Consider the following 12,631-nt stretch of genomic DNA (forward strand, 5'->3'; position numbering starts at 1 on the left):
GAATCAATGACTCACAGCAATCGCCTGGTTATTCATGATACGCGGAGTGAGAAATACCAGCAGCTCGGATTTTTTCTCCGAAACCACGTCACGCCGGAAAAGGCGGCCAAGATACGGCACATCACCGAGAAATGGCACCTTATCTACAACCTTGCTCTGAGTATTTGAGAAAACCCCGCCAATCACGATGGTCTCGCCGTCGTTGACCAGGACCTTGGCATTGACCTCGTTTTTCTTGATCGGCGGTACATCCTGCACCTTGTTCAGGTAGTCCGGTTCGTCCTTGGTGACCTTGACCTCCATGATGATCCGGTTGTCCGGGGTGATCTGGGGCGTCACTTCCAGAGACAGCGAGGCCTCCTTGAACGACACCGACGTCGCGCCGCTGGAGCTGGCTTCCTGATAGGGAATCTCTGTGCCCTTGAGGATTTTCGCGGTTTCCTTGTCCGACGTGACCACTTTGGGCTGAGAGACGATTTCGCCGTTACCGGTCTTCTCCATGGCCGTCAGCTCAAGATCCAGCAGCACATTGTCGGTGATGAAGGCGATGCCGAGCCCCGAGGTGTTGGCGGCAGAGCCCAGGTCGACGAACGGCGAGTTGGTGCTGGTGCTGCCAGGCGTACCGATGGTCGACGAAGCATTGGCCCCATTGCTGACACCTGAGGTGTTCCAGTTGCCGTTATTCTGCAACGAACCACCCCAACGCACGCCGAGGCTTTTGTCATAGTCGACGTTGGCTTCGACAATGCGCGCCTCGATCATCACCTGTCGCACCGGGATATCCAGTTGCGCGACGATACGGCGCAGTTCGTCGAGGCGATCCTGAGTCTGGCAGGCAATGATGTTGTTGGTCCGCTCATCCACTGTGATCGAGCCCCGCTCGTCGACTTTTGTCTCGGCACTGGTCACCGACTGGAACAGCTTGGCGATATCCGCAGCTTTGGCATAGTTGACCTGCAACAGCTCGCGACGCAGGGGTGCCAGGTCGGCGATTTGCTTCTGCGACTCCAGCTCCTGACGTTCGCGGGCGGCGATTTCATCGGCCGGAGCGACCAGCAAAACATTACCGACCTTGCGTTTATCCAGGCCCTTGGTTTTCAACACCAGATCCAGCGCCTGATCCCACGGTACGTTCTGCAAACGCAGCGTAATGCCACCCTGCACCGTGTCGCTGGCCACCAGGTTGAGGTTGGTGAAATCGGCGATCAGTTGCAGTACCGAACGCACATCGATGTCCTGGAAATTCAGCGAGAGCTTCTCACCGGTATAGGCGAAACGTTCGGCATTGCGTTTGTGCAAGTCATCAACGGTCATCGGCCGGATGCTGACGGTCAGCTTGTTGTCGGTCTGGTAAGTCGAATAATCGAAGGCGCCGCTGGGCTCAATGCTGATCGTGGCCCGATCACCCGTGGCGCTGGCGCTGACGAACTGCACCGGAGTGGCGAAATCCTTGACGTCCAGACGCACACGCAACGGCTCAGGCAATTGAGTTTTGGCGAAACCGAGGATGATCTTGCCGTCGCGCTCCTGAATGTCCGGGGCGATGGAGGGATCCGACAAGTCGATGACCACATTGCCTTCACCCTGAGTGCCGCGCTGGAAATCCACACCCCGGATGGCCTTGCTTACCGGCGCATAGGCTTTTGCCGGGGCTGGCGTTGCCGTCGCTGCGCGCGGCGTTTTTGGCGCGGGGCTGGAGGCCGTTTTGTTGGCGCCTTGCCCGACCACCACAAACAGCGTGTTGCCTTCGACCCGTGCGTTATACGGCGTCAACTGGGTCAGATTGATGATCAGTCGTGTACGGTCCTTGGCTTCCACCACTGTGGCGCTACGGACATTACCGCCGCCCAGGTCACGACTTTTGCTTTTTAGCTGACTGACGACGCCGGGTAGATCCAGCGCAATTCGTGCAGGCGATTCGGTGGTGTAGCCATGGGGCGGCGGTGGCGGCCCATCGAACGACAACTTCAACTCGACGCGGTCCCCCGGCAGCGTGGCGACATCCAGCGCTTTGAGGTTGGCCGCTAGTACCATCGGCGACAGCAACGCTATCCATAGCGAAAGACCGACGGTTGAGAAAATCCTGTTCATTATTCGAGTTCCACTATGTGTGCTCTTTCAAAGGGATGGTCCGCGGCCGCTCCAGCCAGGCGCCTTCGCCGTCGGGAACGATTTCAACCACATCGACCTGCGAGCCACTGATGGCGACGATCCGCCCATCGTTACGCCCCAGGTAATCGCCGACTGTCAACCGATGCACCGCCCCCACGCCGCGCAGCAGCGCAAAGGAGCCGGTCGCATTGGCGATCGTTCCGACCATTTCAAACTGCTCGATGTTGAAACCTTCGAGGTACTGCTTGACCCGATCCGGGTCAGGTTTAACGTTGCGCGAGCCGTGTTTCTGGCCAGACAGATCGACTCTGATCTGTCGTGAAAACGGGCTTCGCAGGTTAGCGGCGCTGTAGGTAAATGTTGGGTAAGATCGAAATGTCGGCGCGGGTTCAATCTTGCCGGGCGCACGCAAACGCATTTCGTTCATGTACGCGTCCAGGTCGCTGAAGTCAGCGTCGCTGCCGCAACCCGCCAGGCTGGCAACCAACACAACCATCGAAAAGCAACGAATCGGGCTCATTTCTGCAGCCCCTTGTCGTTGTAGCGGTAGGTCTTGGCGAGGATGCTCATGCGCAATTTCGAACCCCCCTCCGGGTTGGCCGGCGCAAGGTCGAAGTCATGCAGGGTAACAATCCTTGGCAGCCCGGCGACGCCGCTGACGAAGGTGGCAAGGGCGTGATAGGCACCGGTGACGGTGATCTGGATCGGCAACTCGATGTAGAACGGCTGCGTGTTCTCCGCCAGCAATTTGATCTCTTCGAACTCCAGGCCACTGCCCAGGCCAGTGCGAGTGATGTCCTCGAGCAGACCGGGCACTTCAGTGTCACTGGGTAATTGCCGCAGCAGCACGCCAAAGGAGTTCTCCATTTCCTTCATCTGCTGCGTATACAACTCCAGATTCGCCGCCATGCCGGCTTTGTCGGCAAATTGCGCCTTGAGGGTCGACTCATCCTCGCGCTTGAGTTCGAGGTGGTTCTGAAGGTCGCTGATGGAAAAACTGTAGCCCAGTGAAAGCACCAGAATCATCAGCAGGAGACCCGCCAGCGCCTTGATGGCTGGCGGCCAGGAACCCATGTTATTGGTGTCCAGATCATTGATGTCGATCTTGCGCAGGCCTTCGAACCATTCAGCCAACCTCATTTACCGCCCTCCGCAGCGGCGGGCCGAGTCTGACGAACGGTCAGCTGAAAGACGTTGGCCTGATCCAGTTGACCGGCGGTCGTCGCTTTGACTTCCGTGAGGCTGGGTGCATCAAACCAATCGGACGCATCCAGATTGCGCATCAGGCCTGACACACGATTGTTGGACTCCGCCGCTCCGGTGATGGACAACGACTTTCCGGCCATTTTCACGTCGGTGAAATACACCCCGTCAGGCAGCGTCCTCGCCAGTTGATCGAAAATACGCCCGCTGGTCGGCCGGTTACCTTGCAGGTCCTGAATGATGCGCATGCGCTCGACCAGTTGCTGGCGACGAGCCTTCAAATCGCTGATCTGTTTAATCCGCTCGTCGACCACAGCAATCTGTTTGCTGATGTAATTGTTACGAGCCACTTGCCGATCGATAGCGCCACTGATGGCCTGGTTCGCGATCAGCACCGCGCCTACGGCCCCCACCATCACACCGACCAGCGCCAGTAAAAAGCGTTTGCGGCGCACTTCACGCTGTTCTTCGCGCCAAGGTAAAAGATTGATTCGCGCCATCAGTCGAAACTCCTGAGGGCCAGCCCGCAGGCGATCATCAGTGCCGGCGCATCGCTGGCCAGGTCACCGGCGTGGACCTTGCTGCCAAGGGTCATGTCGGCGAATGGGTTGGCCACTTGCGTCGGCGTACCCAATCGTTGCTCGATCAACCGATCCAGCCCCGGGATCGATGCGGTACCGCCAGCTAACAGAATGTGATCAACCGAGCGGTACTGACCGGAGTCGAAAAAAAACTGCAACGAACGCGACACCTGCTGCACCAGCGCCTCGCGAAACGGCTGCAACACCTCACTGACGTAATCGTCCGGCAAACCACCCTGCTGCTTCGCCAGCCCGGCCTGTTCAAGGGTCAGGGCATAACGTCGCTGGATTTCCTCGGTCAGTTGACGGCCGCCGAACAATTGCTCGCGGGTGTAGATGATCCGCCCTTGGTGCAGCACGCTCAGCGTGGTCATGGTGGCGCCGACATCAACCAGCGCTACCGTCAGACGCTCCTGAGAAGCAGCCAGCTGACTCGCGACCAACCCGTAGGAACGCTCCAGCGCATAAGCCTCGACGTCGACCACGCGAGCTGTCAGGCCAGCCAGGGCCAGGACCGCTTCCCTGACCTCGACGTTTTCCTTGCGACAGGCCGCCAGCAGTACATCGACTCGCCCGGGGTTGCGCGCAGAAACGCCTTGGACCTCAAAGTCGATGGCCACTTCGTCCAATGGATAAGGGATGTATTGATCGGCCTCGACCTTCAGCTGGTTTTCCATTTCGTCGTCGGAAAGACCGGCGTCCATCTCGATGGTCTTGGTAATCACCGCCGAACCGGCCACGGCCACGGCGACGTTCTTGAGGTTGGTTCTGGCCTTGAGCAGCACGCGCACGAGTGCTTGCCCTACGCCTTCGAGCTCGGCGATATTTTTCTCGACCACCGCGTTGGTGGGCAAAGGTTCCACCGCATAGGCCTCGACTCGATAACGGTCGCCTTGGCGGCTTAGCTCCAGAAGCTTGACCGACGTGGAGCTGATGTCGATCCCCAGAAGTGTATTGGCCTTTTTATTGAAGAGTCCTAGCACTACCAATTCCCTATGACTATCCGTGTCTTACGGACTCTGTAATATTCGTTGCGTTCAAACCACCCGTCTTGACAGCAGCGCAAATGACGCCCTCGACGGAAAAATGCTTATAATGCCCAGCGTTTTTTTCCGGTTTTTACTTCAAGCACGGGTCGTTCCTGTTTATCTGAACCCTGATGCCTAATTCATTCTTTGCCCTGGATGTCCAAAAGCCTTGATTCGTCTGCTGAAATTTTTCGGTTGGTCCGTCGTCGCCGTTTTCTGCGGACTGCTCCTCGGTCTTAGCGGCGCCTTTCTCTACCTTAGTCCGGGTTTACCGTCCGTGGAGGCGCTGAGAAGCATCCAGTTGCAGATTCCTTTGCGGGTCTACAGCAACGACAACAAGCTGATCGCAGAATTTGGCGAAATGCGCCGCACACCGATCCGGTTCGCCGACATTCCCCCCAATTTCATCAATGCGTTACTAAGTGCTGAAGACGACAACTTCGCCAATCACTACGGTGTCGACCCTGGCAGCCTGATGCGCGCAGCCACTCAGTTGGTAAAAAGCGGACACATTCAGTCCGGCGGCAGCACCATCACCATGCAGGTGGCCAAAAACTTCTTCCTGTCCAGCGAACGCAGCTTCTCGCGTAAAACCACCGAAATTCTCCTGGCCCTGCAGATCGAGCGGCAGTTGACCAAAGACGAGATCCTCGAGCTCTACGTCAACAAGATCTATCTGGGCAACCGCGCCTACGGCATCGAGGCCGCCGCGCAGGTTTACTACGGCAAATCAATTCGTGATGTCAGCCTGGCGCAGATGGCGATGATCGCCGGCCTGCCAAAAGCCCCTTCGCGCTTCAACCCGCTGGCCAATCCGGCCCGCAGCAAGGAACGTCGCGACTGGATCCTTGGGCGCATGTACAAGCTCGGCAAAATCACCGAGGCCGATTACACCACCGCGATCAACGAGCCGCTGAACGCCAGTTATCACGTGCCCACCCCGGAAGTGAATGCGCCGTACATCGCTGAAATGGCCCGCGCCGAAATGGTCGGCCGTTTTGGCAGCGACGCCTATACCGAGGGTTTCCGCGTTACCACCACGGTGTCGAGCAACCTGCAGGAAATGGCCAACACTGCGGTCCACGAAGGCTTGATGACTTACGACCAGCGTCATGGTTATCGCGGCCCGGAGTCGCGCCTGCCGGGCAAGACTCACGAGGCCTGGACAACCGAGCTGAGCAAACAGCGCACCATCAGCAGCCTTGAACCTGCCATCGTCACCCAGGTCGACAAGACCGGCCTGCAAGTGATGACCCGTACCGGTGACGAATACGTCGGCTGGGACAGCATGAAATGGGCGCGCCCATTCCTGAACACCAACAGCATGGGTCCCAACCCTAAGCAGCCTTCGGACGTCGCCCAGGTCGGCGACCTGATTCGTGTGCAGCGCCAGCCGGACAACTCGCTGAAATTCAGCCAGATCCCCCAGGTTCAAGGCGCACTGGTTTCCCTCGATCCGCAAAACGGTGCCATTCGCTCCCTTGTCGGCGGCTTCTCCTTTGAACAGAGCAACTACAACCGCGCCATGCAGGCCAAGCGCCAGCCGGGCTCGAGCTTCAAGCCGTTTGTCTACAGTGCCGCGCTCGATAACGGTTACACCCCCGCCAGCCTGGTGAACGACGCACCGATCGTGTTCGTCGACGAGTACCTGGACAAAGTCTGGCGTCCAAAGAACGACACCAACACGTTCCTTGGCCCGATCCGTATGCGTGAGGCGCTCTACAAGTCGCGCAACCTGGTGTCGATCCGCTTGCTGCAAGCGCTGGGCATCGACCGCACCATCGACTACATCAGCAAGTTCGGCTTCAACAAGCAGGACCTGCCACGCAACCTGTCCCTGGCCCTGGGCACTGCGACGCTGACGCCCATGGAAATCGCTACCGGCTGGAGCACATTCGCCAACGGCGGCTACAAGATCAGCCCCTACATCATCGACAAGATCGAAAGCCGCAATGGCGACTCGCTGTTCGTCGCCAACCCGCCGAGCGTCCCGAAAGACAACGTCGTCACCGACGGTATAGCCGCCCCTGTCGCGGAGGATGCCATCACCGTCAACGCCCCCCCCGGCGAAGCGCTGACTGCCCAACCAGCGCCACAAACGCCGGCCGTGGCCGAGCGCATCGTCGATGGTCGCACCACTTTCATCCTCAACAGCATGCTCGAGGACGTCATCAAACGCGGCACCGGCCGCCGCGCCCTGGCCTTGGGCCGCAGCGACATTGCAGGCAAGACCGGTACCACCAACGAGTCCAAGGACGCCTGGTTCTCTGGGTACAACGCCGATTATGTGACCACTGTCTGGACCGGTTTCGACCAGCCTGAAAGTCTGGGCCGCAGGGAATACGGTGGCACCATCGCCCTGCCGATCTGGATGAGTTACATGGGCGCCGCACTCAAAGGCCTGCCGCCCCATACGCAGCCAGAGCCCGAAGGCATCCTCAGCCTGCGAGTCGACCCGGTCAGCGGCCGTGCAGTCCCCCCAGGCTCGCCAGGCGCCTACTTCGAGCTGTTCAAGGCCGAAGACACGCCACCGTCGGCGAACGAACTGGGCAACGGCACTGCGCCGGGTAGCCCACTGCCTGCGGATGAAGTGGCGCCGATCGACTTGTTCTGATCGCCTGAAACCAAAAAGCCCCGCCTTCGAAAGAAGAGCGGGGCTTTTTGTTGAAGCGCTACAACGGCTTAGCCGTTGAACACATCATCCACGCTTTTGAGCGGGTAGTTCTTCGGATACGGCAGGGTCGCTACGCCGGTCTCGATCGCAGCCTTGGCCACGGCATCGGAGATCACGGTGATCAGACGGGCATCCATTGGTTTCGGAATGATGTACTCACGACCGAATTCCAGTTTGATGCCGCCGTAGGCGTCGCACACTTCCTGAGGAACCGGCAGCTTGGCCAGTTCACGCAGGGCGTTGGCCGCAGCCACTTTCATTTCTTCGTTGATGCGCTTGGCGCGAACGTCCAGGGCACCGCGGAAGATGAACGGGAAGCCCAGCACGTTGTTGACCTGGTTCGGGTAGTCCGAACGGCCGGTGGCCATGATCACGTCGTCACGGGTGGCGTGAGCCAGTTCCGGGGAGATTTCCGGGTCCGGGTTGGAGCACGCGAACACGATCGGGGTGGCCGCCATGGATTTCAGGCCTTCAGCGCTCAGCAGGTTCGGGCCGGACAGGCCAACGAACACGTCCGCGCCTTTCAGGGCGTCGGCCAGCGTGCGTTTTTCAGTCGCGTGAGCGAAAACAGCCTTGTACTGGTTCAGGTCGTCACGGCCGGAGTGGATCACGCCGGTACGGTCAACCATGAAGATGTTTTCGATGTTGGCCCCCATGCTCACCAGCAGTTTCATGCAGGAGATGGCGGCAGCACCGGCGCCCAGACAAACGATTTTGGCGTCAGCAAGGGTTTTGCCAGCGATTTCCAGGGCGTTGATCATGCCGGCCGCAGTAACGATCGCGGTGCCGTGCTGGTCATCGTGGAATACCGGAATGTCGCACTGCTCGATCAGAGCACGCTCGATCTCAAAGCACTCAGGCGCCTTGATGTCTTCCAGGTTGATGCCACCGAAGGTGATGGAGATACGCTTGACGGTGTCGATGAAGGCTTGCGGGCTTTCGGAGTCGACTTCGATGTCGAAAACGTCGATGCCGGCGAAGCGCTTGAACAGCACCCCTTTACCTTCCATTACTGGCTTGGAAGCCAATGGGCCGAGATTGCCCAGGCCGAGAATTGCGGTGCCATCGGAAATGACTGCAACCAGGTTGCCTTTGCCGGTGTATTTGTAGGCCAGTTCAGGATCGCGGGCGATTTCGCGTACTGGTTCGGCTACGCCGGGGCTGTAGGCCAGCGACAGATCGCGGGCGGTAGCGGTGGCCTTGGTGAGCTCGACACTCAGCTTCCCTGGACGAGGATGGGCATGATATTCGAGAGCGGCAGTTTTCAAATCAGACATGTGGGCATTCCGCTTTTACTGTTGGACGGACGGATCGCCGAGGATACGCGTGTCGCAAAGCCCCCACAAGACTGACCAGTCACCCCTGTCAAGCGCCCGGCCCTACGACTTTGGACCAAGAGCCGCGGAACATAAGGGATAGACTGTTCACAATCATTATAAAAAATGTCTACAGTTTTTATCACTGCGCCATCTGGAGCATCGCCGGGTCGGTCAATGGCAGAAGCCAGCGTGCCTGCCCTTCTTTCAGCCCGCCGCGCCGCGAACGGTCCAGCACCCAGCCACGAGCCTCGATCTGCCTGCCCTTCAGCCGCTCGATAGTCGCCACATCGAACCGCCTCAGAAAATTGGGTGCAACGCGCAGTACAACCGAATCTTGCAACTCGATCCAAACTCCGCCGCGATTGCGCTGAACCTTGCTCACACGACCGCTGAGCACAGCGAAACCGGAAGTGTTGATCTGCGCCGCTTTCAGTACAGGGGATTGACGCCACACCCCTAGCCTGGCCTGACGGGCGCTGTGTTCCGCCGCTTGCTGGCAGTCGACCAGTTCGACATTTGGCGCGACCGCTACGTGGAAACCGAGTCCTTCAGCGAGCATCTGCGCTTCAAGGTTGGCGCCATCAGCGCTGTAGACATGAGCCAAGGTGCGGCCGTAACGGTCTTTGCTTTCTTGACCGAGCAATAAACCGACCCGCCGGCCGCTGGCACCCACCAGTGCTTCCAGGCGTTGGCGTGCCGCCACCGCGAACGGCTCGTCGGAGCGGCCTTTCTTGCCCAGCTCCGGCGTATTCAAACCGATCATGCGCACGCTGCGGCCATCGCTCAGGCGCAACGTGTCACCATCCACCACCCGTTGCACCACAACGGGTGTCAGCCCGCTCGGCGCCGGGCAAAAGGCCTGGGCACCGGAAAGCCACATCGCAGACACAAAAAAGGCGCCCGCGAGGGACGCCTTTTTCATCAGCGAGGTAAAGCCCATGGGGCTTTGTAACCTTACTCTGCAGCAGCAGGAGCTTTCTTGCCGAAAGCACCGAAACGGTCTGCGAAGCGCTGTACACGGCCGCCAGTATCCAGAGTCTTCTGCTTACCGGTGTAGAACGGGTGGCACTCGTTGCATACGTCAGTACCCAGTGGCTTGCACAGGTTCGAACGCGTTTCGAACTTGTTGCCGCAGCTGCAAGTGACTGCGATGGTTTCGTACGCTGGATGGATATCGGCTTTCATGGTGTATTCCTCAGGCTAGTGTGCCGCCACTCAACACTATTGTTGAATACCGCACATAATTAGGCCGCGAATTCTACCAGACCTTTGCAATCACGCAAGCTGTCGCTTCTACCGACCGTCTGCTAGGCTCCCGGCCTTCTTCTCCGCCCCCTCATCGAGAAAACCATCGCGTGCCCGACGCCATTTTGCGCCTCGCCCTGCCTTCACCTCTGCGACGCCTGTTCGATTACCGTGCCCCGGCCGGGATCCTGCGTGCCCAGTTGCAGCCAGGCATGCGCCTGCGGGTGCCGTTCGGCCGACGGGAGATGATCGGGATTCTGGTGGAGGTGACCGATCACAGCGAAGTACCGCTAGAAAAGCTCAAACCGGCCCTGGCCCTGCTCGATGCCACGCCGCCCCTGCCGCCAGCGCTATTCAAACTGTGCCTGTGGACGTCTCAGTATTACCAGCACAGCCTCGGCGACACCTTGAGCTGGGCACTGCCGGTGCTGCTGCGTCAGGGTGAACTGGCCGAAGCACGGCAGGAACGCTTCTGGTCCGCCGCGCCCGGCGCCAGCCTTGATGATCCGCGCATCGCTCGTGCCCCGCGTCAACGGGAGGCCCTGGCGACCCTGGCCCAACATCCCCACGGCGTCGCCCATCAGCTATTGAGCAAACTGATGCTGAGCAAGGACAGCCTGGATTTGCTGCTGGCCAAGGATCTGGTGCAAGTCGAAATCCGCAAGCACGCCCCCGACGCTCGCCACGAACACTGGCTGGCGCAGCCGGAACTGCCGCTCAACCCGGAACAGCGTGCGGCCTATGAGGCGATTCGCGCCGGGTTCGACAGTTATCACGCGTTCCTGCTGGCCGGCGTCACCGGCAGTGGCAAGACTGAAGTCTATTTGCAGCTGATCCGCGAAACGCTCAAGGCCGGCAAACAAGCGCTGGTGCTGATCCCGGAGATCAACCTCGGCCCGCAGACCCTGGCGCGCTTCGAGCAGCGCTTCAATGCACGCATCGCCCTGATCCACTCGGCGGTCAACGACCGCGAGCGCCTCGAAGCCTGGCTCGCCGCCCGGGACGGTGACGCCGATATCATTATCGGCACCCGTTCGGCGCTGTTCACGCCAATGAAGAACCCCGGCCTGATCATCATCGATGAAGAGCACGACGGTTCCTATAAACAGCAGGAAGGCCTGCGCTACCACGCCCGCGACCTGGCGTTGGTGCGCGCACGCCAGGAAAACATCCCGATTGTCCTCGGCTCCGCCACGCCTTCGCTGGAAAGCCTGCACAACGCCTACACCGGTCGATATGGACTCTTACGCTTGAACGAGCGTGCCGGTGGCGCCAAACAGCCGAGATTCCTGCGCCTGGACGTCAAAAGCCGCCCACTGGACAGCGGCATTTCCGGGCCGATGCAACAGGCCATCGGCCAGACGCTGGCCGCCGGGCAACAAGTATTGGTGTTCCTCAACCGTCGCGGTTTCGCCCCCACCTTGCTGTGTCATGACTGCGGCTGGATGTCCGAGTGTCAGCGCTGCGATGCGCGCATGACCGTGCATCAACGCTCCGGCGAACTGCGTTGCCACCATTGCGGCTACGTCGAACGCGTCCCTCGGCATTGTCCGAAGTGCGGCAAAGTCGATTTGCGACCGGTCGGCGCCGGCACCGAGCGCGCCGAAGAACGATTGGGGATTCTATTTCCGCACGTCCCGGTGCTGCGGGTCGACCGCGATAGCACTTCGCGTAAAGACGCCATGAATCAGCTGTTCGCGACCATTCAGAAGGGCCAGCCATGCATTCTGGTGGGCACGCAAATGCTTGCCAAAGGGCACCACTTTCCACGGGTGACGCTGGTGTCGATTCTCGATGCCGACGGCGGACTGTTTTCCGGCGACTTCCGCGCCAGCGAGCGCATGGCACAGTTGATCGTTCAGGTTGCCGGGCGCGCCGGGCGCGCGGAAGAGCCGGGCAAAGTGATCATCCAGACGCACCTGGCCGACCATCCACTGTTGGTGCAATTGACTGAACAGGGCTATTTCGCCTTTGCCGAACAAGCGTTGAGCGAACGTCGCTCGGCGGGGCTACCGCCGTTTGCGCACTTGGCGCTGCTGCGGGCCGAAGCGCACAAACCGGGACAAGCTGAAGGCTTTCTTGATGACGCGTGCAGCGAAGCCGAGCGCTTGCTGGCCGAACAGAACCTGACCGGGATCGAATTGCTCGGGCCGGTGCCGGCGCCGATGGAACGCCGGGCCGGGCGCTATCGTGCGCAGTTGTTGCTGCAAGCGACAGCCCGGGCGCCGCTGCATCGATTATTAAGCAGCTGGCTGCTGGTGTTGGAGCAGATGCCGAGTGGGCGGGCGGTGCGCTGGTCGCTGGATGTCGATCCTGTGGATTTGTATTGATGGGTAGATCGCCATCACGAGCTTGCTCGCGATGGCGGCCGATTTGTCACCACATATCCATAACCTGCCCGCTATAGTTGGCAAGCCCGTCTTCGCAACGGATAATGCCCAGTTTTTCCACTAGCGCATTGAAGCGCCG

The 12,631-nt window shown here is 59.8% G+C and carries 10 protein-coding genes; 2 read left to right on the forward strand and 8 right to left on the reverse strand.

Annotation, left to right across the window (positions count from 1 at the left end):
- Positions 1-3: 3 nt before the first annotated feature.
- Genes pilQ through ACXPVS_RS16050 form a run of 5 tightly spaced genes read right to left on the reverse strand, consistent with a single transcriptional unit; the run spans position 4 to position 4,879 of the window.
- Positions 4-2,091 carry a type IV pilus secretin PilQ gene (gene pilQ, locus ACXPVS_RS16030; RefSeq protein WP_458510803.1) on the reverse strand — a complete coding sequence of 696 codons (2,088 nt, stop codon included), beginning with the start codon at positions 2,089-2,091 and terminating at the stop codon, positions 4-6.
- A gap of 13 nt (positions 2,092-2,104) precedes the next feature.
- Complete coding sequence (locus ACXPVS_RS16035; RefSeq protein ID WP_458510804.1) at positions 2,105-2,632, reverse strand: pilus assembly protein PilP; 528 nt, start codon at positions 2,630-2,632, stop codon at positions 2,105-2,107.
- Positions 2,629-3,252, reverse strand: coding sequence for a type 4a pilus biogenesis protein PilO (gene pilO / locus ACXPVS_RS16040; protein WP_458510805.1), 624 nt, complete (start codon positions 3,250-3,252; stop codon positions 2,629-2,631). Before pilO ends, ACXPVS_RS16035 begins: the two co-directional genes overlap by 4 nt.
- The gene (locus ACXPVS_RS16045) at positions 3,249-3,815 is read right to left on the reverse strand and encodes a PilN domain-containing protein (protein WP_458510806.1); all 567 of its coding nucleotides are present in this window, start codon (positions 3,813-3,815) and stop codon (positions 3,249-3,251) included. The genes pilO and ACXPVS_RS16045 overlap by 4 nt, the downstream gene beginning before the upstream one ends.
- On the reverse strand, positions 3,815-4,879 hold the full coding sequence (locus ACXPVS_RS16050) for a pilus assembly protein PilM (RefSeq protein ID WP_458510807.1): 1,065 nt from the start codon (positions 4,877-4,879) through the stop codon (positions 3,815-3,817). The genes ACXPVS_RS16045 and ACXPVS_RS16050 overlap by 1 nt, the downstream gene beginning before the upstream one ends.
- 217 nt (positions 4,880-5,096) lie before the next feature.
- Between ACXPVS_RS16050 and ACXPVS_RS16055 the strand changes: the two genes are divergently transcribed.
- Positions 5,097-7,538 carry a penicillin-binding protein 1A gene (locus ACXPVS_RS16055; RefSeq protein WP_458510888.1) on the forward strand — a complete coding sequence of 814 codons (2,442 nt, stop codon included), beginning with the start codon at positions 5,097-5,099 and terminating at the stop codon, positions 7,536-7,538.
- Between the two features lie 68 nt (positions 7,539-7,606).
- Here ACXPVS_RS16055 and ACXPVS_RS16060 read toward each other — a convergent pair whose 3' ends face one another.
- The 3 genes from ACXPVS_RS16060 to rpmE form a co-directional block, all read right to left on the reverse strand.
- Positions 7,607-8,875 carry a malic enzyme-like NAD(P)-binding protein gene (locus tag ACXPVS_RS16060; protein ID WP_056741177.1) on the reverse strand — a complete coding sequence of 423 codons (1,269 nt, stop codon included), beginning with the start codon at positions 8,873-8,875 and terminating at the stop codon, positions 7,607-7,609.
- A gap of 181 nt (positions 8,876-9,056) precedes the next feature.
- Complete coding sequence (locus ACXPVS_RS16065; protein WP_458510808.1) at positions 9,057-9,857, reverse strand: thermonuclease family protein; 801 nt, start codon at positions 9,855-9,857, stop codon at positions 9,057-9,059.
- 14 nt (positions 9,858-9,871) lie between these two features.
- The gene (rpmE, locus tag ACXPVS_RS16070; RefSeq protein ID WP_048723245.1) at positions 9,872-10,102 is read right to left on the reverse strand and encodes a 50S ribosomal protein L31; all 231 of its coding nucleotides are present in this window, start codon (positions 10,100-10,102) and stop codon (positions 9,872-9,874) included.
- A gap of 170 nt (positions 10,103-10,272) precedes the next feature.
- Between rpmE and ACXPVS_RS16075 the strand changes: the two genes are divergently transcribed.
- Positions 10,273-12,492, forward strand: a complete 2,220-nt coding sequence (locus tag ACXPVS_RS16075; RefSeq protein ID WP_458510809.1) for a primosomal protein N' — start codon at positions 10,273-10,275, stop codon at positions 12,490-12,492.
- Positions 12,493-12,631: the final 139 nt, after the last annotated feature.

The sequence above is a fragment of the Pseudomonas sp. Ma2-10 genome, from assembly GCF_054330215.1.

What these genes read in the sequence shown, in the direction of transcription:
- ACXPVS_RS16065 (WP_458510808.1), bottom strand. Translation starts at nt 9,857, where the DNA reads ATGGGCTTTACCTCGCTGATGAAAAAGGCGTCCCTCGCGGGCGCCTTT.
- pilO (WP_458510805.1), bottom strand. Translation starts at nt 3,252, where the DNA reads ATGAGGTTGGCTGAATGGTTCGAAGGCCTGCGCAAGATCGACATCAAT.
- ACXPVS_RS16035 (WP_458510804.1), bottom strand. Translation starts at nt 2,632, where the DNA reads ATGAGCCCGATTCGTTGCTTTTCGATGGTTGTGTTGGTTGCCAGCCTG.
- rpmE (WP_048723245.1), bottom strand. Translation starts at nt 10,102, where the DNA reads ATGAAAGCCGATATCCATCCAGCGTACGAAACCATCGCAGTCACTTGC.
- ACXPVS_RS16060 (WP_056741177.1), bottom strand. Translation starts at nt 8,875, where the DNA reads ATGTCTGATTTGAAAACTGCCGCTCTCGAATATCATGCCCATCCTCGT.
- pilQ (WP_458510803.1), bottom strand. Translation starts at nt 2,091, where the DNA reads ATGAACAGGATTTTCTCAACCGTCGGTCTTTCGCTATGGATAGCGTTG.
- ACXPVS_RS16045 (WP_458510806.1), bottom strand. Translation starts at nt 3,815, where the DNA reads ATGGCGCGAATCAATCTTTTACCTTGGCGCGAAGAACAGCGTGAAGTG.